At 60.6% G+C, this 20167-nt stretch carries 15 protein-coding genes; 6 read left to right on the top strand and 9 right to left on the bottom strand.

Annotated elements, in window-relative coordinates; translation table 11 throughout:
- Positions 1-51: 51 nt before the first annotated feature.
- Complete coding sequence (locus GIR22_RS12860) at positions 52-1071, bottom strand: Leu/Phe/Val dehydrogenase (RefSeq protein WP_154743680.1); 1020 nt, start codon at positions 1069-1071, stop codon at positions 52-54.
- 185 nt (positions 1072-1256) lie between these two features.
- Here GIR22_RS12860 and GIR22_RS12855 point away from each other — a divergent pair, with 185 nt between their 5' ends.
- Positions 1257-2060, top strand: coding sequence for a SirB1 family protein (locus tag GIR22_RS12855; RefSeq protein ID WP_154743679.1), 804 nt, complete (start codon positions 1257-1259; stop codon positions 2058-2060).
- 9 nt (positions 2061-2069) lie between these two features.
- Here GIR22_RS12855 and GIR22_RS12850 read toward each other — a convergent pair whose 3' ends face one another.
- From GIR22_RS12850 to hmgA, 4 genes are all read right to left on the bottom strand, one after another.
- Positions 2070-3440, bottom strand: coding sequence for an MFS transporter (locus tag GIR22_RS12850; protein WP_154743678.1), 1371 nt, complete (start codon positions 3438-3440; stop codon positions 2070-2072).
- Between the two features lie 83 nt (positions 3441-3523).
- On the bottom strand, positions 3524-4165 hold the full coding sequence (maiA, locus tag GIR22_RS12845) for a maleylacetoacetate isomerase (protein WP_154743677.1): 642 nt from the start codon (positions 4163-4165) through the stop codon (positions 3524-3526).
- Positions 4166-4175: 10 nt separating this feature from the next.
- Positions 4176-5474 (bottom strand): fumarylacetoacetase, encoded by a 1299-nt coding sequence (gene fahA / locus GIR22_RS12840; RefSeq protein ID WP_154743676.1) that lies wholly within the window; start codon positions 5472-5474, stop codon positions 4176-4178.
- Positions 5475-5477: 3 nt separating this feature from the next.
- Positions 5478-6761, bottom strand: a complete 1284-nt coding sequence (gene hmgA / locus GIR22_RS12835) for a homogentisate 1,2-dioxygenase (protein WP_154743675.1) — start codon at positions 6759-6761, stop codon at positions 5478-5480.
- Between the two features lie 119 nt (positions 6762-6880).
- Here hmgA and GIR22_RS12830 point away from each other — a divergent pair, with 119 nt between their 5' ends.
- Entirely contained in the window at positions 6881-7669 is a 789-nt protein-coding gene (locus tag GIR22_RS12830) for an IclR family transcriptional regulator (protein ID WP_154743674.1), read from the top strand.
- Between the two features lie 27 nt (positions 7670-7696).
- On the opposite strand, the gene GIR22_RS12825 is transcribed toward GIR22_RS12830, so the two are convergent.
- The 4 genes from GIR22_RS12825 to GIR22_RS12810 all read right to left on the bottom strand — a co-directional run bounded on the left by GIR22_RS12825 (position 7697) and on the right by GIR22_RS12810 (position 15043).
- Complete coding sequence (locus GIR22_RS12825; RefSeq protein WP_154743673.1) at positions 7697-10213, bottom strand: LuxR C-terminal-related transcriptional regulator; 2517 nt, start codon at positions 10211-10213, stop codon at positions 7697-7699.
- A gap of 139 nt (positions 10214-10352) precedes the next feature.
- Entirely contained in the window at positions 10353-11720 is a 1368-nt protein-coding gene (locus tag GIR22_RS12820) for a DUF1329 domain-containing protein (RefSeq protein WP_154743672.1), read from the bottom strand.
- Between the two features lie 26 nt (positions 11721-11746).
- On the bottom strand, positions 11747-13537 hold the full coding sequence (locus GIR22_RS12815) for a DUF1302 domain-containing protein (RefSeq protein ID WP_154743671.1): 1791 nt from the start codon (positions 13535-13537) through the stop codon (positions 11747-11749).
- A 594-nt stretch (positions 13538-14131) separates the two neighbouring features.
- On the bottom strand, positions 14132-15043 hold the full coding sequence (locus GIR22_RS12810) for an SDR family oxidoreductase (RefSeq protein ID WP_154743670.1): 912 nt from the start codon (positions 15041-15043) through the stop codon (positions 14132-14134).
- A gap of 362 nt (positions 15044-15405) precedes the next feature.
- Here GIR22_RS12810 and GIR22_RS12805 point away from each other — a divergent pair, with 362 nt between their 5' ends.
- The 4 genes from GIR22_RS12805 to GIR22_RS12790 all read left to right on the top strand — a co-directional run bounded on the left by GIR22_RS12805 (position 15406) and on the right by GIR22_RS12790 (position 20166).
- On the top strand, positions 15406-16170 hold the full coding sequence (locus GIR22_RS12805) for an enoyl-CoA hydratase/isomerase family protein (RefSeq protein ID WP_154743669.1): 765 nt from the start codon (positions 15406-15408) through the stop codon (positions 16168-16170).
- A 151-nt stretch (positions 16171-16321) separates the two neighbouring features.
- Positions 16322-17383, top strand: coding sequence for an ABC transporter substrate-binding protein (locus tag GIR22_RS12800; RefSeq protein ID WP_154743668.1), 1062 nt, complete (start codon positions 16322-16324; stop codon positions 17381-17383).
- A 12-nt stretch (positions 17384-17395) separates the two neighbouring features.
- The gene (locus GIR22_RS12795; RefSeq protein ID WP_154743667.1) at positions 17396-18466 is read left to right on the top strand and encodes an ABC transporter ATP-binding protein; all 1071 of its coding nucleotides are present in this window, start codon (positions 17396-17398) and stop codon (positions 18464-18466) included.
- Positions 18463-20166, top strand: a complete 1704-nt coding sequence (locus GIR22_RS12790; RefSeq protein WP_154743666.1) for an ABC transporter permease subunit — start codon at positions 18463-18465, stop codon at positions 20164-20166. Before GIR22_RS12795 ends, GIR22_RS12790 begins: the two co-directional genes overlap by 4 nt.
- The last annotated feature ends 1 nt before the right edge of the window (position 20167 follow it).

The raw sequence follows: 20167 nt of genomic DNA, 5'->3' as shown, positions 1-20167 counted from the left end.
CCGAATTGAACAGGCCCTGAATCATTGGTTCAGGGCCTTTTTAATGCCTGCCTAACGGTACAACAAGCGCTCCGCCAACTCATCCGCCACCCGCGCCGGCGAGCGTTTTTCGGCTTGGGCATGGGCGAAGATCTCGGTCAGGCGCGTGCCGATATTGGACAGGTGGGCGGTGATGGTCGTCAGCTCCGCGCCGCTGTGCTTGAGGGCGACGTAGATAAGCCCACCAGAATTGATGACGTAGTCCGGAGCGTAGAGGATGCCCCGCCCTTCCAGTTGGTCGGCCACTTGCAGGTTGGTCAACTGGGAGCTGGCGGAGCCGGCCACAGCCGCACAGCGCAGTTGGGCGACGCTACGGCGGTTGAGCACGGCACCCAGGCCGCAAGGCGCCAGTATGTCGCAAGGCGTACTGAGCAAAGCATCGTTGGCAATCGGGTGCGCACCCAGTTGCTCCATGGCCAGTTGCACCTTGCCGTGGTCGATATCGCTGACCAGCAGTTCAGCCCCCGCCGCATGCAGTTGTTCGGCCAGGGCGTAACCGACATTGCCCAGGCCCTGGATCGCCACCCGCAAACCTTCCAGGTTATCGCTGCCCAGGCGGGCCATGGCGGTGGTGCGGATACCGGCGAATACGCCCATGGCGGCATGGGGCGACGGGTCGCCGGCGGCCGTGGTGCTGGTGACAAAACGCGTTTGCTGGGCGATGCAGTCCATGTCGGCGACCGAGGTGCCGCTGTCAATGGCCGTGATATAGCGACCATCGAGTTGCTCGACGCAGCGACCAAAGGCTTCGAACAGCGCAGCGCGGCTTTCCACATGGGCCGGACGGATGATCACCGCGTTACCGCCACCCACTGGCAAGCCGGCCAGCGCGGCCTTGTAGCTCATGCCCTGGGCCAGGCGCGCAGCATCCGCGATGGCACTTTCGTCATCGGGATAAGCCAAATAACGGCAACCACCCAGGGCGGGGCCCAAGTGGCTGCTGTGGATGGCAATGACCGCCTTCAACCCCGTCACCGGGTCGACGCTCAGGTGCAGCGATTCAAGGCGTGAGCTGTGCATGAGCGCAAACATCGTCGAGCTCCCGAATCACTTCTTGTAGTCGCCAAGTATAGGCTTACGGCAAAAACTTGCCGAAGTACGCGGGAATAAGCCCTGGGGTTTTATGGGCTTTGCGTCATAACCGAGGCGGGCAATTCCAAGAAACTGGACGAAAGTTCTCAGCAAGGCTACAACGGAAATATCCGCCGGAGAACGCAATGAATCCCCGCCAAGCCTTTTTCGCCTGTCTGGAACGTTCACCCCCCGCGCTGTTTGAAGCCGCGCTGTGGGTGGCTGCCGAGCACGACCCCGCTGTCGACCCTCACACCATCCTGCATGATTTCAAATGGCTGGTGCAGCGGATCAGCCTCGGCATGCCCACGCTGCCATCCGATGAGCTGGGCCAGCCACTGTTGCGGCGAATGAATGACTTGGGCTTCGCCCAGGACGATTACACACCCTTGCGCCCCGCCGCCGCCCTGCTGGACAAAGTGCTGCAGCGCAAACGCGGACAACCGCTGGCCCTGGGCCTGATCGCCATGGAACTGGCGCGGCGGCTGGAAATCCCCCTGGTCGGGGTCAACTTTCCGGGGCACTTCCTGTTGCGGGTGCCCGGCGCCGATTATCTGCTGGACCCTTGCGGCGGCCGACGCCTGTACCCCAATGATTGTCGCGACCTGCTGCAACGCCAATACGGGCCCAACCTCAAGCTTCAAGCCGATCACCTGCACACCGCCGAGCCGCGGGAGATCCTACAACGGTTGTCACGCAATCTACGCCAGTTGCACCTCTCCAACGACGAGCATCTGGCCGCCCTGGTGGACGCCGAACGCGTATTGGAGCTGGGCAACGCCAGTGCCGCCGACTACCTGGCCCGCGCCAGCCTGTACCAGCGCCTGGACTGCCCGAATGCCGAACGCTTTGACCTGCAGCACGCATTGATGCTCAGCGAGGACCCGATTCAGCGGCTACGCCTGACTGAACGGTTGGGGCATCTGCCCCCCCATTCAGTGGTGCATTGACGCGAGCGCTCACGATTTTGTCGAGGCCTTGAGGATATCGCTATACAACGGCTCTGCCGGCTTGCGTGCAGCGGGCGAGCGCACCTGAATGATCAACAGCGCCGCAATCACCGCCGGAATCGCGCAAAAGAAAAAAATCTGCTGCACCGGAACATGCATTGCCAACAGCATGCTGCCAAACAGCGGCCCCAGGATCGAGCCAAATCGTCCCACGCCCAGCGCCCAGCCCGTACCCGTGGCCCGAACATGGGCCGGGTAGAAGTTGCTGGCAAAAGCATTCAGGGTCAGTTGTCCACCAATGATGCAGAAGCCCGCGGCGAACACGCAGGCCACCAGATAACGCGGATTATCGTGATTGAGCCCCAACAAAATCGTACACAGCGCCGCGGCCGCCAGGACGCCTGCAAGCAGCCGTACTTTGTGTTTCAGACGGTCGGCAAACCAGGCCATGCCGATGGCACCCAGGGTTCCGGCAAACAGAAACATCGAGGTCACCAGATTGGCCTCGTTCATACCCAGGCCGCTTTCCAGCAACAGCGACGGCAGCCAACTGATCATGAAATACAGCAGGATCAGGCTGACAAAAAAAGTCGCCCAGATCAGCAGCGTCGGGCGGGCATAACCGTGGCGGAACAGCTCCACCACCGTCAGCTTGCTGCCCTGCTCCTGGCGATTCTGTTCTTCGCTCGCCGCTGGCGGCTGCCAGCCAGGAAGCATGCGCGCCGTGACTTTGTGCAAGCGCCCATAGGGCGGCGCGTCACGCAACAAGCGCGGCAGGGATTCCGGCAGCAGCCACACCAGGAACGGGAACAGCAGCAGCGGCGCCACACCACCCGCCAGGAACACGGCCTGCCAGCCGAAGCTGTCGATAAACCCGGCCGCGACAAACCCGCCCGCCGCGCCGCCGAACGAGAAACCACATGCCGCCAACGTCACCATCAAGGTACGTAAGCGGGGTGGCGAGTAGTCCGACATCAAGGCCATGGCGCTGGGCATGGCACCGCCCATCCCAATACCGCAGATAAACCGCGCGATCATCAGGGACTCAAGGGAGTTGGCGAACACCATCAGCACGGTGAGGCTGGCGTAGATCAACACACAGCACAGCAGGATGCGCCGTACACCAAAACGGTCTGCCAAGGGTGTCACCGCCAGGGAACCGAGGGTCAGCCCTAACAGGTTGGCGCTGAACACCGGGCCGAACGCGGCTTTTTCCAGGCCCCAGTCCCCGGCCAACGCCGGTACCACATAGCCCAGGACCTGAGCGTCATAGCCGTCGGTGACCAGTAATAACGCCAACAACAGGAGGATCAACCACTGGTAGCGCGACACCGGACGGGCGTCGAGTGCTGCGCGAAAGCTGGCAAGCTGATTGTGCATCGCAAGGTACCTGTATTTTTTATTATTGTTGTTCCCAAGCGCTGCGTGGGAATGTCGCCCTAAACGCTCTGCGTCCGCTCTTGTTAGGCCGCAGGTGTATCCGGTTGATGGGCCGGATGCGCCTGAATGAACGCAGGATGTTTCGCCGCCAGTTCAGCTACCCGCCGGATTCGTGGGTAGCCATCCAGCGACACCTTGAACCGCTCTGCTGCATATAACTGGGGGATGAGGAAGGTATCCGCGATTCCCGGCTGATCACCAAAGCAGTAGCCCTTCTCCCCAATCAACTGTTCTACCGCCGCCAATCCCTGGTTGATCCAATGGCCAATCCACGTCAGCACTTGCGCTTCATCATGACCCCACTGCTTGAGCAGGTTCTGGGTACTGGAATTGTGCAGCGGATGAATATCGCAACCGATGATCGACGCCACCGCCCGCTCATGGGCCCGGGTCGCCAAGTCCTTGGAAAGCAGCGGAGCCTGCGGATAACGTTCTTCCAGGTACTCGATGATCGCCGGCGATTGAATCAACAACTCGCCATCATCGGTGCGCAAGGTCGGGACACGGCCCTGGGGGTTGATGGCCAGGTACTCGGGCTGGCGATTGGCACCGCCTTTGGGTACCAGCAGGTTGATCGGCACCGCCGTGAAATCCAGGCCCTTGAGTGCGAGCGCGATACGCACCCGGTACGACGAAGTCGAGCGGTAGTAGGTATAGAGTTCCATGGCCCGGCCCTCAGCGCGCCGCGACCACTGTGCCTCGGCATTCGCCAAAGCCGATGGAGGCAAAACCGTCGCGGCTGCAACGGGCCCGCAAGATGATTTCATCACCGTCTTCCAGGAACTTGCGAACCTCCCCGGACGCCAGTTCAATCGGCTTTTTACCGCCCTCGGTGATTTCCAGCAGGCTCCCGAACTGCCCCGCTTGCGGCCCCGATAAAGTGCCCGAGCCAAACAGGTCGCCGGCCTGTAATTGGCAACCATTGACGCTGTGATGCGCAACCATCTGCGCCACGGTCCAGTACATGTGGCGGGTGTTGCTCAGGGTCAGGCGATGGGCTGGCAGGTTCTGCTCGCGCATCGACGCAGTGGTCAGCAATACTTCCAGTTCGATATCGAAGGCACCACCTGCCTGGTCGCGCGTATCGAGCAAATACGACAGCGGTTGCGGGTCGCCTTCGGGGCGTGCCGGCTGGGCCTTGCGAAACGGCTCCAGCGCTTCGGCCGTCACCACCCAAGGCGAGACGCTGGTGATAAAGCTTTTGGATAGGAACGGCCCCAGAGGCTGGTATTCCCAGGCCTGGATATCCCGCGCCGACCAGTCATTGAGCAGGCAGAAGCCGGCGATGTGGTCCGCCGCATCGCCAATGGCAATCGAGTCGCCCATGGCATTGCCCTGGCCGATCCAGATGCCCAGTTCCAATTCGTAATCCAGGCGAGCGCATGGGCCGAAGGTAGGTTCGGTCTGGCCCGCCGGCAGCGTCTGGCCTTTGGGGCGACGCACTTGGGTACCCGAGGGGCGAATCGTCGACGCGCGGCCGTGATAACCGATGGGCACGTACTTGTAGTTGGGCAGCAACGGGTTGTCGGGACGGAACAGTTTGCCGACATTTTGTGCGTGTTCGATGCCCACATAAAAGTCGGTGTAATCGTTGATCTTCGCTGGCAGATGCATCTGGCAATCCGTAGCCAACGGCAACACCTTTGCCCCCAGGGCTTCAAGCTTGGCCTGTTGGTTGCTGCCTTCAGCAAGTAGCTCCAGCAAGCGTTCACGCAAGGCCACTCGAGGGCCACGGCCCAGTTCGAAGAAAGCGTTCAATTGGCCGCCAGCGGTGGCTTCCACGGCGCGGCGGGCTTCGCCGTCAAAGCAATCCAGGGCCGCTTGCAGGTCGAAAATGCGCTCACCGATCGCCACGCCACTGCGCGGCGCCGAGCCGTTGATGCTGAATACGCCCAATGGCAGGTTTTGCAGCGCAAAATCGCGATGCCCGTTGGCGCAGGATACCCAACTGCGGGTGGGGGTGGACTGAGTCATGGGTTATCTCCGATTCGGATTGAAGGTCGCGGGCAGCGAGGCCCAGCAAGCGTCGTAAGTACTTTGCAGTTGCGTGCATTCCAGGGCGTACCGGGTCGGCCGCAATACCTGGCTGGTCTCGAACATGAAGGCCATGGTGTTGTCGATCTTGTGGGGAGCCAGGTCAACATTGATGGCCTTGGTGCAGGTTTCGCCGTCCGGGCCGTGAGCGCTCATGCAACTGTGCAGCGACGCGCCGCCCGGCAGGAAGCCTTCAGCCTTGGCATCGTAGGTGCCCTGGATCAGGCCCATGTATTCGTTCATCAAATTGCGATGAAACCACGGTGGCCGGAAGGTGTTCTCGGCCACCATCCAGCGTGGCGGGAAAATCACAAAATCGAGATTAGCCAGGCCATGGACGCTGGTGGGCGAGGTCAATACGGTGAAGATCGACGGGTCCGGATGATCGAAGCTCACGGTGCCAAGGGTATTGAAACGGCGCAGGTCATACTTGTACGGCACGTTATTGCCGTGCCAAGCCACTACGTTCAAGGGTGAATGATCAAGTGTGCAGCCCCACAGCTCACCGAGGAATTTCTGTGTCAGTGTCGTGGGTTGCTTGAGGTCTTCGTAATGAGCGACAGGTGCAAGAAAGTCCCGCGGGTTGGCCAGGCCGTTGCTACCGATCGGCCCCAGGTCTGGCAAGCGCAGCGGCGCGCCATGGTTTTCCGCGACGTAGCCGCGGGCCTGGGCATCCAGCAGTTCGACGCGAAACTTCAGCCCGCGTGGCAGCACGACGATTTCCAACGGTTCGACTTCCAGCACGCCCAACTCAGTAGCAATGCGCAGGCGACCTTGCTCGGGAACGATCAATAGCTCGCCGTCAGCGTTGAAAAACACCCGGTCCATGGAACGGTTGGCACTGTAGTTGTAAATGCTGATGCCGGCCGGTTTTTCCGAGCCCGTATTGGCAACCATGCCCACCAGGCCGTCAATAAAATCGGTGGGTTCACTTGGAATATCCAACGGGTTCCAGCGCAGGCGGTTAGGTGTCACGGCACCCAGCGGTCCACCAGCCAATTGCCGCTCAAGCTTGATAAACGCCGGATGATTGGCCGAGGGCTGGATGCGGTACAACCAGGTACGCCGGGCTTCACTGCGCACCATGGTGAAGGCCGTGCCGGAGAACAGCTCGGTGTACAGCCCGTAGGGCGCTTTTTGCGGGGAATTCTGGCCGACAGGCAGTGCGCCTGGCAAAGCTTCGCTGGCAAATTCATTGCCAAAGCCCGATTGATATTTGAGGGTCATGGATCTTCCTCTGCGTAGAAATTATTTTTATCGTAATTCAATTACGCATAACGTAATTTGATTGGTGTTGACCGTCAAGCTATAAAGACGCCCATTCGTCTTTCGGATACAGGCCCTCCATGGAAAAGCCGCGCGCTACCCCCGACACCGGTAAACAGAAAGTCCGATCGGCCGAAGTCGGTACCGATATCCTCAAGGCCTTGGCCGAGTTGTCGCCAGCCACGTCGCTGTCGCGCCTGGCTGAGCATGTGCAGATGCCGGCGAGCAAGGTTCACCGCTACTTGCAGGCATTGATCGCCAGTGGCTTTGCCGAACAGAACGCCGCCACCAATCACTATGGCCTGGGCCGCGAAGCCTTGCGGGTGGGGTTGGCCGCACTGGGCAGCATGGACGTGTTGAAAGTCGCGGCCCTGCCCCTGGCGGAACTGCGGGACGCGTTGAATGAAACCTGCTTCCTCGCCGTGTGGGGCAATCAGGGCGCCACGGTGGTGCATATCGAACCGGCAGTGCGGGCCGTGACCGTGGTGACGCAATTGGGCTCGGTGCTGCCGCTGCTCAGTTCCTCCACCGGGCTGGTGTTCAGCGCCTTTTTGCCCGCCAGGGAAACGGTCGAGTTACGTGAACGGGAGATTCAAGCCGGTATTGCCCATGCCCTGGAGGAAGACCAGGCGTATGCCGACTCCTGCGAGCAGATTCGCCAACGCGGGCTGCATTTTGTCCACGGCCTGCTGATGCCGGGAGTGGACGCACTGTCGGCGCCGGTGTTCAACGCAATGGGGCAAGTGGCAGCGGTGTTGACCGTGGTGGGGCCGACGTCGTTGTTCCACGCCGATGAAGATGGGCCAGCGGCGAAACAACTGCTCGCGACCAGTCTGGCGGTAAGTTGGCGGATGGGGTATCAGCCTTAGCCCTGCATTGAGCAAGGGTGCCCGGTTTCAGGCCATCAACCCTAATGTCTTGGCCTTCGCCACCGCCTGGGTCCGCCGTTCCACTCCCAGCTTGCTGTGAATCCGCCGCGCATGGGTTTTCACCGTGTGCAATGAGATGAACAACTGCTCGGCAATTTCCAGGTTGGAGTTGCCCAGGGCGATCAACTGCAGCACTTCCAGCTCCCGCTGGCTGAGGGGATTGTTCCCGGCGCACACCGGGTACTCCTCAGGCTCCAGCCCCAACTCACCCAACAGCCCCGGCTGACGCAAACGCAACTCGCGAACGGCCTGTTGCACCTGGCAACGGCTCGCCAGTTCCAATCCGGCTTCAAGTGAATGCAGGGCCAAGGGGCGATCACCTATTTGCCAGGCCACTTCCCCCAGCACCAGATGCAGCTCGGCTTCCAGGCACAGCATGCCACGCTGTCGGGTGGTCTCCAGCAAGGCCCTCAGCCGGGCGATGGGATCTACGGCGCGGTGCAACTTCACTTCGGCCAACACCTGTAGATATTCCAGGCGCGGGATCAATTCCAGGGTGGCCGGCGGCGCCTGCTTCGCTTTCGGCCCACGGTAGTGACGCAGCACCCGGGTGACGGCTTCCAGGGTCAATTCGGCGCGCCCCTGCTGTAGCCAGAAATGCCCGCTGAGCAATAGCAATACCGCTCGATAAACAGTCTCAGGCACATGCCGTTGCTGCATCAGGCGTTCGGCGTCGCGCAGTTGGATAAACGCCTGGGCATAATCGCCCTGGTTGGCGGCCAGCAGCGCCAAACCAAGAAAGCCGTACAACACACGTTTGTCCTGACTGTGCAGGCAGATGCCCAGCCCGGCCTCGAAGCATTCGGCGGCCACGGCGTCATGCCCTTGGCGCAAAGCCAGATGCCCCCGACGCAGAGCGATTCTTCCCACTAATGGCCCGGCCTTGAGCCGCTGCCCAAGCAGCATCGCCTGGACATTTTCCAGCAGGCTCTGGGCTCGATACGGGGCGCCGCGCTGTTCCAGCAGCTGCGCATGATCCAGCTCCAGCAAAGCCTCCAACAGTAACGAGGCATGGGCCCTGGCCAGGCACAAGGCTTCGCGGTTCAGGGTCTGGGCCACGTCCAGTTCACCGCGCAGCAAGGCTTGCTGGGTCAGCCCCGACAAGCACATCAACCGCGACGTCCATGCACTGTCCGGTAAATACTCCAAGGCTTGGAGAAAGTGCTCGCGAGCCTGCGCAGCCTCACCTCCCAGGTGCAACAACCAGCCCCACTGCGCCTGCCACCGGGCCAACAGTTGACGCTGTAGCTGCGCCGATGGCTGCGGAGTAAAACGCGCCAACTGGTCGATACATTGCGCCGCCTGGTCAAAGCGCCCGGCAAACAGCAACGCCGCGGTCACCAACCCCACCAATTGCGCCGAGCCCAGCATCAGCTCATCACCATGCTGCTCATGCAGGCGCAACAACAGCACTGCGTTTTGCTGGCGAAACAGGTCTTCAAAACTGAAATGGCCCAACAGGCTGACGGCCACTTCATATTCTTCGGCCAACAGCGCCTGCTCGAACGCCGCCTGCCAATCTTGCCCCAAGGTAAACCACTGGCAGGCGCGCCGGTGCCAGGAGCGCTTGGCCGGCCACGGTTGGTCCAGCAGCAGTTGCGTCAGTGGGGTGAAAACTTGCAGCCAGTCGGGGGAGTCTTCCCAAGGTTCGATAAAAGCACCCAGCGCCTGCAAGTCTCGCAGGTAGTCGGCGCCATCCCCAAAACCAAACAGGTGCTCGCACAACTGCGCATTGAAACGGGGCAAGTGCGCCAACACCCGCCAGGCTTCGGCCAACTCCGGGGCCAAGGTGCTGAAGAGTTCGTGTTGCAAGTAATCGAGTAACGTTCTTTCCGGATGCCCATCCCCATCCAGCAGGGCGATGCGTACCCCGGCGCACCAACCGGCACTGAATTGCAGCACCTTGCCAAGGTTTTGCCCGCTGCCGGGTTGGCGGGCAATCAATTGCTGGACTTCGGCCGGATCAAAGGCCAGTTCCGAAGCGCTGCCTTCCCACAGTTCATCATCAAGCAACAGCCGTGGCCAGTTGCATATCGGCCGTCGCCGTGCGCCCAGCCACCAGGTCAGGGCCGGGCTGCTGGCGACCAATACACGATCGAGCAAGGCATCCAGTTCAGGTGCCGGGGCGCGGCAATAATCATCGAGAAACAGCCAGGCCGAGGTGTGCCAGCGACTGAGGTCCAACAACAACGTGGCTTCATCGACAAAGGCCAAGCCCAGGCCTTGGGCCAGGCGCTGGCAAAAATCGAGAGGGCTCAGGGTCGCGCCATTCAGGGGCAACCAGTACACCTGCCAGCTCGCAGGAGCCTGCAACGCGCATTCGGCGAACAAGGCACTTTTGCCGCTACCGGCGGGCGCACAAAGCAATTTGACCCGCGCAGGGGCCGTCAACAACGGCTCGACCAGGCGCGGGCGCATCAGGTGATGAGAGGACAAACGGGGCATAAAACCAGGACGATCAAGACAACGGGTCATGGCGGTCATTCCGGCGTCTCTTTTTTTATTATCAGGCGGCGTGCGCCCTACCCTAGTCCTGTCGCTGGCGGTTGTTGAAGAAGTATTCAGCAGGCTGATTGCCGGGCATAGGTAGGAGCGAGATTGCTCGCTCCTACAGTTGCTCGGGTTACCTCACGCCTGAGGCGCGCAGTGCCGCCGGCGTGTAGTCGGCCGCCTTGGCCGCAAAGCCAAACTCGAAACTGTGTTTCTCCTCATTCTTCATACCCAGGGCCAGGTAGCGGCCGGCGATGATGTCGTACAGGGTTTCGACGGTATAGGCCGGCGTCTGATGGTTGTAGTAGAACTGGGCATGGCCTTCGGCGACGCGCCACAGTTGGCCACGGCCGTCATAGTGGTCCACCAGCGCCACTTGCCAGCTGTCTTCGTCGATGTACATGTGGCGCTTGGCGTAGATGTGCCGCTCGTTCGGCTTGACAGTACCGATCACTTCCCAGACCCGGTGCAGTTCGTAGCGGGTCAGGTCCTGATTGATGTGCCCGGCCTTGATGATGTCGTCGTACTTGAGGGTCGGCGAGTCGAGCTTGTAGCTGTTGTAGGGGATATACATCTCCTTCTTGCCCACCAGTTTCCAGTCGTAGCGGTCCGGAGCGCCAGAGAACATGTCGAAGTTGTCCGAGGTGCGCAAACCGTCCGAAGCCGTGCCCGGCCCGTCATAGGCCACCTGCGGCGCGCGACGAACCCGACGCTGGCCGGCGTTGTAGACCCAGGCCAGGCGCGGTTCCTTTACCTGGTCGAGGGTTTCATGCACCAGCAGTACGTTGCCCGCCAGGCGCGCCGGGGCGGTCACCGATTGCTTGAAGAAGCTGATCACGTTGGCGCTCTTGGCCGGGTCCATGTCCGGGATCAACTGCGGCGCCGCCACTTCTTCTTCGAAGCGAATCGGCGTATAGCTGCCGTTGGTCTGCGGGGTAGCCTGAGTAATGATGCGCCGCAGGTTGCCGCCGTGGTAGCGGGTGACGTGGTTCCACAATACCTCGACGCCGGTCTTGGGCAGAGGGAACGCGTAGTAGCGATTACCGGTGAAGTTTTCCAGGCCATTGCCATCGTTGATCGACTTGACGTTCAACGCACTGCGCTTGATCGACTCGTAGATTTCCGGCGGCAGGTTGACCGTACGGTGGGTCGGGTAGACCGGGATCTTGTAGGTTTGCGGGTAGCGCTTGAACATCGCTACCTGGCCGTCGGAGAGTTTGTCCTTGTATTGGTCCACGGTGGCCGCCGTGATCACGAACAGCGGTTTTTCATTGGCGAACGGGTCGGCCAGAAAACCTTTGCTATCTACCGCGCCAGCGTTTTTCGGGATGCCGCCGGTCCAGGCCGGGATTGATCCGTCGGCGTTGCCGGCCTTCTCGGCGCCCACCGGGGTCAAGGTGGTACCCAGCTTCGCCGCCTCTTCCGGCGACACCGCCGCCATCACATTGGCTGCCAACAGGCCCAGGGCCAACACGCCGCACTGCAAAATCATCTTACGCATAGTTTCTTGTCCTTCTTTAAGCCAAATCAGAAGTTCACGCCGAAGCTGAGGGCGAGGAAGTCGCGGTCGGTCAGGGTGTTGTAATCACCACCAAAAAAGTCGGTGTAGCTCAGGCTGGCGGAGTAGGTGTTGCGGTAGTCGGCATCGACGCCGACGCTGATGGCCTTGGCGCCTTCATTGAACAGGCCGTTGGGGCCGTAGCCGCTGACGTCATGGGACCAAGACAGGTTGGGCTTGAGGTTGATCCCGGCGATCACGTTGCTGTAGTCGAGAATCGCCCGGGCGCGATACCCCCAGGAGGTGGAGGTGACAAAACCGTCGGTATCGCCGCCGAAACCATATTGCCCGTAGACCGAGTCCCGGCCGTAGCGCAGTTTGGATTTCGACTCCAGCCCGCCGACCCGTACGATGGCCGCCTCACCCACCAAAGTCAGGCGTTCGGCGCCCAGCACCTGGTCGAAAAACTGGGTCATCGTGGTTTGCAGCTGAGTGATTTCCTTGCGCCGGTAGCCGCTATTGTCGGCACCGAACGAACTTTTGATCGGCGATGCGCCATTGCCGGCAATCGGATTGACCAGGGCCAGGGTCAGGTCGGTGGTATTGAGTTGCACCGGCGCATTGGGGCGGTAGCTGATCTCACCGGTCCAGGCGGTGCCGGTGGGCAAGGTGGTGGAGAAGCTGGCGCCGTACAGGCGAATATCCTCCGGGTAGTCGAGGTAGTACTGGCCGCGACCGAGCATCACACTCTGGGCCAGGCCAGCACCGCTGCCGGGTGCAATACCGTTGGCGGCGTCGATGATGCTGCCGATGGTCGCCAGATTGGTGTTGGCGGTAATCGTGCCGACAGTCGGCGTGCGGCTGTGGTAATTCATGAAGTACAAGCCGTACTCGGTGTCATCCCCCAGCCACCGCAGGGCCGCACCAAACTGGCCGGAGTCCCGCGCATCGCGGTCAGCGGCACGCCGCACAATCACCCCTTCATCGGTCACCCCGAACCCTTGGCCAAACGCTGCCGCCACCGGTTGCAACGGCCGGATCGCCGGGCTGCCCACGGTGTAGTTATTGGTGCAACCATCAGCCGCCACATCGCCACCGAAGAAGGTGCCGCAGTTGTCCAGCACGGTCTGGTCCCACTCCAACTGGTAAAAGCCTTCCACGGTCAGTTGGTTGGTCAGGCTCTGGGAGGCGAAGAGCATGTTGACCGGAATCAGCCCTTCCTTTATTTCAGCGCCCGGGCGGCGAAAGGCCGAAACATCGATGGGGTTGATGCTGTTGATGGAATTGCCGATGAACGTGCTTTCGCCCCAACTGACCACCTGTTTGCCGGCACGCACGGTGCCGGGCAGATCGCCCAGGGAATAGTTGTGATAGACGAAGGCATCGAGAATCTGTGCGCCGCTGGATTTTGAGCCTTCCTTGCGGTTGTGGTCGCTGATCTGTTTGAACTCGCGGTCTTCGTCCTTGAGCTCGAAGTCGTACCAATACTTGCCGCGCACGAACACACCCGTGTCGCCGTACTTGAGCTCCAGGTCGTGCAGGCCCTTGAAGATCTTGGAGAAGGTCTCGCCCTTCTTGAAGTTCAGTCGACCATCATCGCCGGTTGATGCCTGGCCCTTGCCACCGTTGGGAATCCCCACCAGCTTGCTGTCGGCATCGCGCATGCCCCAACTGGCACCCACCGAGAGTGAGGAGTCGAATTGCCCTTCGATTTCCCCGATGTTGAACGAAACAGCCTGCGCCTGGGCACAGCAGCCCAAGGCAACCGCAGCGGCCAGCGCCTGTGGCCTGAAGATGGCGCGCATTGTTGTTTTTGTCATGCGTCTTCCCCGGTGGTGTGACAGAGGCCCCACCCTACTGCCCCGCATCAGGAGCGATAAGCGCACCAAGGAGGTATTCGTGTTGTCGCTCGAAAGGATTAAAGGCCGCTCTGGGTGGAATATTCGCGGGGTTATCGACGGGGTGGATGGAGAACTATCAGGGGAATGGATGCCGGACCAGCGCCGCCGTTTGGCTTGAATGATGTGATGGCCTGAATGGCGGCCGCTTCGCAGCCGATCGCAGGCTGCGCCAGCGGCTACAGGGGTACCGTCAGGGCTTGAAACTGTTACTGATTTGGTAACAGTCCTTGTCTTGAATCGGTATTTTTCATTTTGCTACAGACGACTATTCTTGCCTGGCTTTCACGGCAAACGAACGCTTCCCCAGTGTGCGGGCGCCAGGCTACCGAAAGCCGAATTCCAATAGGCTGATCATTATTTTCAGTCTGTTAGCGGTGTTCACTGACGTTGATTTGTAGCTCCTTGATCCAACGTCTTACTTCGGCCGCTGCGTTTGCAGCGGCCTTTTTTATGCCTGGAATAAAGCGGGGCACCGTAAGTGCCCCGCTTGATTAGTCAGTTTTCATGCAACGATCAAAGGGCGTACTTCTGCAAGTTCGCCATCATTTCCTTCAAGGCTTCGAGCGTGTCCTTGGGGTGGGCTGCGCCTTCGAAGTCGCAGACTTGCTGCCAATGAGCGGCAACATCGTCCGGGGAGAAACCGGCCTCGGGATCAAAGCCCACGCCCAGGCTACGCTCCCAACGGGTTTTACCGATCCAGCCGCCACCGACCTCAAACAGGCCGGACGTTTCCTGGCAGGCCTCGCTGCCCAGGTACACCACCAACGGGCTGACCAGTTCCGGCTTGAGACGCTCGAACACTTGTGGCGGGATCAAGCCCTCGGTCATGCGAGTACCGCCGGTGGGCGCAATGGCGTTGACCAGGATGTTGCTCTTGCGCCCTTCGAGTGCCAGGGTCCGGGTCAAACCGTACAGGCCGAGCTTGGCCATGCCGTAGTTGGATTGGCCAAAGTTGCCGTAGATCCCGGACGTTGACGCCGTGAAGATCACCCGCCCATAGCCTTGCTCACGCAAGTGCGGCCAGGCGGCGCGGGTAACTTTGTAGGCGCCTTCGACATGCACCCGATACACCAGGTCCCAGTCGCCATCGTCCATTTTATGGAAGGTCTTGTCCCGCAGGATGCCGGCGTTGTTCACCACCACATCGATACGGCCAAAGGCATCGAGGGCGTTCTGTACGATCTTCTCACCCTCGGTGACCGAATCATGATTGGCCTCGGCAATCCCGCCAGCCTCACGGATCTCGGCGACTACCCGGTCTGCCGCCGATGCGTTGGCGCCTTCGCCCTGGGCCGAGCCGCCCAAGTCGTTCACCAGCACTTTGGCTCCGTGCCTGGCGAACAGCAGCGCATGCGCCCGGCCCAACCCGCCGCCAGCCCCGGTGACGATCACGACCTTATCTTGCAAATGCACAGACTCACTCATACAGAACTCCAGCAACGACAAGGGACAATCAGCTGAGTGTCGGGCAGCGAGCTTATGGTCACAATAAATACAGCCGAGGCTGAATGGTGCGCGATAAGGCTGGGGGATGATTGTCGAGCCGCACCTCGTCGCGCCCAAGAGCTTTCCCAAAGCGCCTGATTACCGGCAAACGACAGACCAAGCAGGCGCTGCATCACTCTTTTCTCACTCCCGCTTACCCATGGGTGCGGGCTAGCTCCTGCCTGAGACTCACGATTACTACTCCCCTCGATTGAGCAATACGTGCAGCCATAACTGCCGCTTGCACAAAAATTAATATAGTTATATCGTCATTAAACACCAATTATTGCATAGAGATAACCATGTCAAGCATTGTGCTAGAAACTCAAGGTTCCGTGGCTGTTATCACCCTCAATCGTCCAGCAGTCCTGAACGCCTGGACCACCGCTATGCGTAACGAAATTATCGATGCACTGATCGCCTATGACGCCGACCCTGCCATCAAGGCGCTGATTCTCACTGGCGCTGGCGACCGCGCTTTTTCTGCTGGCCAGGACCTTTCCGAAGCGCATGACTTTGACGGTGAACGTGCCGTGGAGTGGGTCGGTGAATGGGAGCGCTACTACGCAACACTGCGCGGCCTGTCCAAGCCGCTGGTCATTGCATTGAATGGCACTGCCGCCGGTTCGGCGTTCCAGGTCGCGTTGCTCGGCGACGTGCGGGTCGGCCATGCAGGGGTGCGCATGGGGCAGCCGGAAATCAATTCCGGAATCCCGAGCACCACGGGGCCATGGATCATGAACAGCATGCTCGGCATGTCGCGCACCATTGAGTTGACCTTGACCGGCCGCTTGATGGACGCCGACGAGTGCCAGCGCATTGGCTTGATCCATCACCTGGTGCCCGCCAATGAGGTGTTCGCCAAATCCTTGCAGATCGCCAACGAGCTGGCGGCCAAACCACCAATTGCCATGCGCCTGGACAAGCAGCGTTTTCGCGAGATGAGCGATCCGGGCTTCAAGAACTGCATCGAAGCCGGCCGACGCCTGCAGAAAGAGGCCTACGATTCCGGTGAGCCGGCCCGCATGATGGAAGAGTTCTTCAAGCAACGGGCCAAGCAAGCCTGACAAATGACTCTTCACCGGTCTAAATGGCCGGTGACGAGTACAACGCGCACGGCGGCGGCAATGCACCCTCTCCGGCAACCCCACGCGATCTTATGAACTGCCGATGTCCTCGCCTTCCTAACGATACTTTCGTTTTTCGCAGGAGTCCTTCATGAGCAACCCCGAAAACCCTGGCCGTCGACATCTGCTCAAGGCAGGCGCGACACTTGCCTTGGCTTGCAGTCTGCCGAGTGTAGTGCGTGCAGCCGACCGCCGAATTATCGTCTCCGACCCCGGCGGCCCCTACACCAACGCCTACCGCAAGGCGTTTTACGACCCCTTTGAAAAAGCCACTGGCATCAAGGTGATCAGTGTTGCCCGGGAGTCACAACCAGTCGCGCAATTCTCAGCGATGGTCAAAACCCGCAACTATGTCTGGGACGTCACCACCCTGACTATTTCGGCAGACATTCCCTACCTGCAAAGCCAGGGGTTTCTCGAGCCGCTCGGCCTTAGCAGCGAAGAGTTCCCGGACTTGCTGCCGGAAGCGATTACGCCGAACTTTCTTGGCGTCGATGTGTACTCCACAGTACTCGCCTACCGCACCGATACCTTTACCCAGGACACTCCGCAGTCATGGGCAGATTTCTGGAATGTCGAAAAATTTCCCGGTCGTCGCTGCTTGCGCCGCAGCCCACTGGACACTCTGGAACAAGCGTTGCTGGCCGACGGCGTCGGGCTCGACGAGCTATACCCGCTGGACGTCGACCGCGCGTTCAAAAGTCTCGACAAGATCAAACCGCACATTGACCTGTGGTGGACTTCCGGCGCGCAGGCCATGCAAGCCATCCAGAGCGGCGAGGTCGACATGATCTCGATCTGGAACGGTCGCGCTCAGGCGGCGCTGGAAAACGGCGCTCCGGTACAGATTGTCTGGAACCAGGGCTTGTACTCCATCGAGGGCTGGGCCGTTCCAAAAGGCACGCCGCGTGCGCAAATGGCCACGCAGTTCGTGCGCTTTTGCGCCGATGCCAAGCGTCAGGCCGCGTTCACCGATGACCTGGCCTACGGGCCGACCAACCGTAAATCCTTCGACGATATCCCGGCTGAACGAGCGGCCTTGCTGCCGACCGCGCCGCAGAACCTGAAGAACATGCGCCTGCCGAGCCCACAGTGGTGGGCAGACAACCGTACTCAGGTCACCGAACGTTTCAACGCCTGGATCTTGTCGTAAGGGAGTCGTTGCATGAGCGTAAAACTAGAAACTCGTGGACTGGGCAAGACCTATGGCCAGTTCGTTGCGGTGCAGCCCACCGATATCCAGGTGCGTGAAGGTGAGTTTCTCACCCTGCTCGGGCCTTCGGGCTCGGGCAAATCCACGCTGTTGCAGATGATTTCGGGGTTGGTGCCGCCGAGTAGCGGTCAGTTGCTGATCGACGGCCAGGAGGCCACACATACCGCACCGGGCAAACGCGGGATCGGCCTGGTGTTCCAGAGCTATGCGCTGTTTCCGCACATGAGTGTGCGCGACAACGTCGCTTATGGCCTGCGGATGCGCAAGTACGAAAAGCGCAAGCTCGAAGAAGCCGTTGACGACGCACTGACCATGGTGCGCATGCATGAATTCGCTCATCGCTACCCCTCTGAGCTGTCCGGCGGGCAACAGCAACGTATTGCCCTGGCGCGTTGCTTCGCTTATCGGCCATCGATAATTTTGCTCGATGAACCCCTCGGCGCACTCGACAAGAATCTACGTGAGCACATGCAGTTGGAGATCCGACGCATGCACAAGGAGCTCGGTGCAACCTTCATCTATGTGACCCACGACCAAGAAGAAGCGCTGACCCTTTCCGACCGGATTTGCCTGATGAACAAGGCTCGCATCGAGCAGTTGGCGACACCGCAGGAACTCTATGACCGCCCCGCCAGCCTGTTTGCCGCCGAGTTCATCGGCCACTCCAACGTACTGCAAGGCAAACGCGAAAACGCCACGCAACTGAACGTCGAAGGCCGCCTGCTTGAGCTCAGTGGCTGTGTCGGGCATGAGACTTCGACTCAAGTCGACAACCGCGACAACTTCGTCCTGGTGCGCCCGGAAGCGGCGCGCCTCACCGAACCGAGTGCCGGGCTGCTGGTCGGCAAGGTGGATGAATGTGTGTTCCTGGGCAGTGACACCCGCGCGCTGATTCGCTTGCCCTCCGGCGCCAGGTTCAGCGTGCGCTGTGCCCGCCACATCGATCCGCGCATCGGCGATGACGTTGGTATTACCTGGGACGCCCACCGCGCCACCCTCCTGCCTGCGCAGGCCCAGCCATGAGTTTTCCAAAACGGCTATTGCCGGCCATTCCGGCGCTACTGTTTCTCGGGGTGTTTTTTCTGTTGCCGGTGGCAGAGATGCTCATGGGCAGCGTTCAAAACAGCAGCGGCGAACTGAGCCTGGAGAATTTCGAACGCATCGCTGCAACACCGGTCTACGGCCGCGTGCTCGGCATTACCTTCTGGATCTCGGCACTCACCGCACTGCTTTCGGTATTGCTCGCGTACCCGGTGACCTACCTGCTGACGCGCTTGTCGCCCCATGGCCGTGAGCGCTGGATGCTATGGATCATGCTGCCGTTCTGGACCAGCTACCTGGTCAAGACCTACGCCTGGATGCTGCTGTTGTCACGCAAGGGGCTGGTCACCAGCATGGCGGCGCAGGTCATGGATAATCCGTCCGGGTTGGTACCAGCGTTGTCCGGCGTACTGATCGGGATGGTCCACTCGATGCTGCCGCTGGCGGTGATCACGCTGTTGCCGATCATGCGCAGCATCGACAAACGCCTGGCCCCCGCCGCACAGACGCTGGGTGCCAGCGGGCCGATGAGTTTCTTCAGCATCTTTTTGCCACTGTCGGCGCCCGGCATCGCCGCCGCCGCGCTGCTGGTGTTCATCACCAGCCTGGGCTTTTTCATCGTGCCGGCGTTGCTGGGTTCGCCGCGGGAAATGATGGTCGCGCAACTGGTGATTTCCTCGGTGCTCGATCTGTTCGACATGCATTTTGCCGGGGCGCTGTCGGTTGTATTGCTGGCCTGCTCGTTGCTGGTGTTTCTGATTTACGACCGGGTTGCCGGGCTCTCCTCCCTGGGTGGCGAGGCACCTAAAGACCGCCAGTCCGGCCGGGGCCTGCAACTGCTGTTCGCCATCGGGCATTTGTGCTCGCGATTCAGCTCCGGTCGCCAGCGTTCGGGAGATGGGGTGATCCTGCCCGGCTACAGCGTGTTGCTGGTCATGCTGCTGATTCTGCCGGTATTGGTGGTGATCCCCCTGGCCTTCACCAGCAGCCCGTTCATTGCCTTCCCGCCCAAGCTGTACAGCTTCAAGTGGTTTGCCGAATTCTTCACCTCGCCGGTGTGGCAAACGGCACTGCTGCGCTCCCTTGGTGTAGGTGTCGCGACCGCATTCCTGGCGTTGGTGCTCGGGTTCGGCGCGACAATGGGCATGCGGCGCTTGTCGGCACGCTGGCGTAAAAGCCTGTTTGCGCTGTTCATCGCACCGCTGATCGTGCCGCGCATCGTGATTGCCCTGGGCCTGCTTTATCTGTTCTCGCGGCTCGGGCTGGCGGGCAAGGATCTTGGTTTGATCCTTGGCCACACGGTGTTGGCACTGCCTTATGTGGTGGTGACCCTCTCGGCAGCTTTCCGTCAGTACGACTGGCGCCTGGACGATGCCGCACGAATCCTCGGCGCCGGGACGTTCACGCGATTGCGCACGATCACGCTGCCGTTGATGTCAGGCAGTTTGATGGCGGCCTTCTTGCTGGCGTTCATCACCTCGTTCGACGACCTGACCATTGCGATCTTCGTCAGCGGCGGTATCAACACCACGCTACCTAAACAAATGTGGGACAGCATTCAGTTGGCACTTACCCCGACACTGGCCGCGGTATCTACCACGCTGCTGGTTTTCATTGTGCTGTTTGCCGTCGTCGCCCAATGGGTCTCGCGACGCTCCCTTTCCAAACGCGAAGGTGCTTGAA

The organism is Pseudomonas karstica, assembly GCF_009707515.1.
Lineage (GTDB): Bacteria > Pseudomonadota > Gammaproteobacteria > Pseudomonadales > Pseudomonadaceae > Aquipseudomonas > Aquipseudomonas karstica.
The sequence above is the reverse complement of the archived record's forward strand: the minus strand, read 5'-3'. Positions and strand labels throughout refer to the sequence as shown.

What these genes read in the sequence shown, in the direction of transcription:
- GIR22_RS12800 (WP_154743668.1), top strand. Translation starts at nt 16,322, where the DNA reads ATGAGCAACCCCGAAAACCCTGGCCGTCGACATCTGCTCAAGGCAGGC.
- GIR22_RS12795 (WP_154743667.1), top strand. Translation starts at nt 17,396, where the DNA reads ATGAGCGTAAAACTAGAAACTCGTGGACTGGGCAAGACCTATGGCCAG.
- GIR22_RS12820 (WP_154743672.1), bottom strand. Translation starts at nt 11,720, where the DNA reads ATGCGTAAGATGATTTTGCAGTGCGGCGTGTTGGCCCTGGGCCTGTTG.
- GIR22_RS12850 (WP_154743678.1), bottom strand. Translation starts at nt 3,440, where the DNA reads ATGCACAATCAGCTTGCCAGCTTTCGCGCAGCACTCGACGCCCGTCCG.
- GIR22_RS12810 (WP_154743670.1), bottom strand. Translation starts at nt 15,043, where the DNA reads ATGAGTGAGTCTGTGCATTTGCAAGATAAGGTCGTGATCGTCACCGGG.
- GIR22_RS12805 (WP_154743669.1), top strand. Translation starts at nt 15,406, where the DNA reads ATGTCAAGCATTGTGCTAGAAACTCAAGGTTCCGTGGCTGTTATCACC.
- maiA (WP_154743677.1), bottom strand. Translation starts at nt 4,165, where the DNA reads ATGGAACTCTATACCTACTACCGCTCGACTTCGTCGTACCGGGTGCGT.
- GIR22_RS12825 (WP_154743673.1), bottom strand. Translation starts at nt 10,213, where the DNA reads ATGACCGCCATGACCCGTTGTCTTGATCGTCCTGGTTTTATGCCCCGT.
- hmgA (WP_154743675.1), bottom strand. Translation starts at nt 6,761, where the DNA reads ATGACCCTCAAATATCAATCGGGCTTTGGCAATGAATTTGCCAGCGAA.
- GIR22_RS12815 (WP_154743671.1), bottom strand. Translation starts at nt 13,537, where the DNA reads ATGACAAAAACAACAATGCGCGCCATCTTCAGGCCACAGGCGCTGGCC.
- GIR22_RS12830 (WP_154743674.1), top strand. Translation starts at nt 6,881, where the DNA reads ATGGAAAAGCCGCGCGCTACCCCCGACACCGGTAAACAGAAAGTCCGA.
- GIR22_RS12860 (WP_154743680.1), bottom strand. Translation starts at nt 1,071, where the DNA reads ATGTTTGCGCTCATGCACAGCTCACGCCTTGAATCGCTGCACCTGAGC.
- GIR22_RS12855 (WP_154743679.1), top strand. Translation starts at nt 1,257, where the DNA reads ATGAATCCCCGCCAAGCCTTTTTCGCCTGTCTGGAACGTTCACCCCCC.
- fahA (WP_154743676.1), bottom strand. Translation starts at nt 5,474, where the DNA reads ATGACTCAGTCCACCCCCACCCGCAGTTGGGTATCCTGCGCCAACGGG.
- GIR22_RS12790 (WP_154743666.1), top strand. Translation starts at nt 18,463, where the DNA reads ATGAGTTTTCCAAAACGGCTATTGCCGGCCATTCCGGCGCTACTGTTT.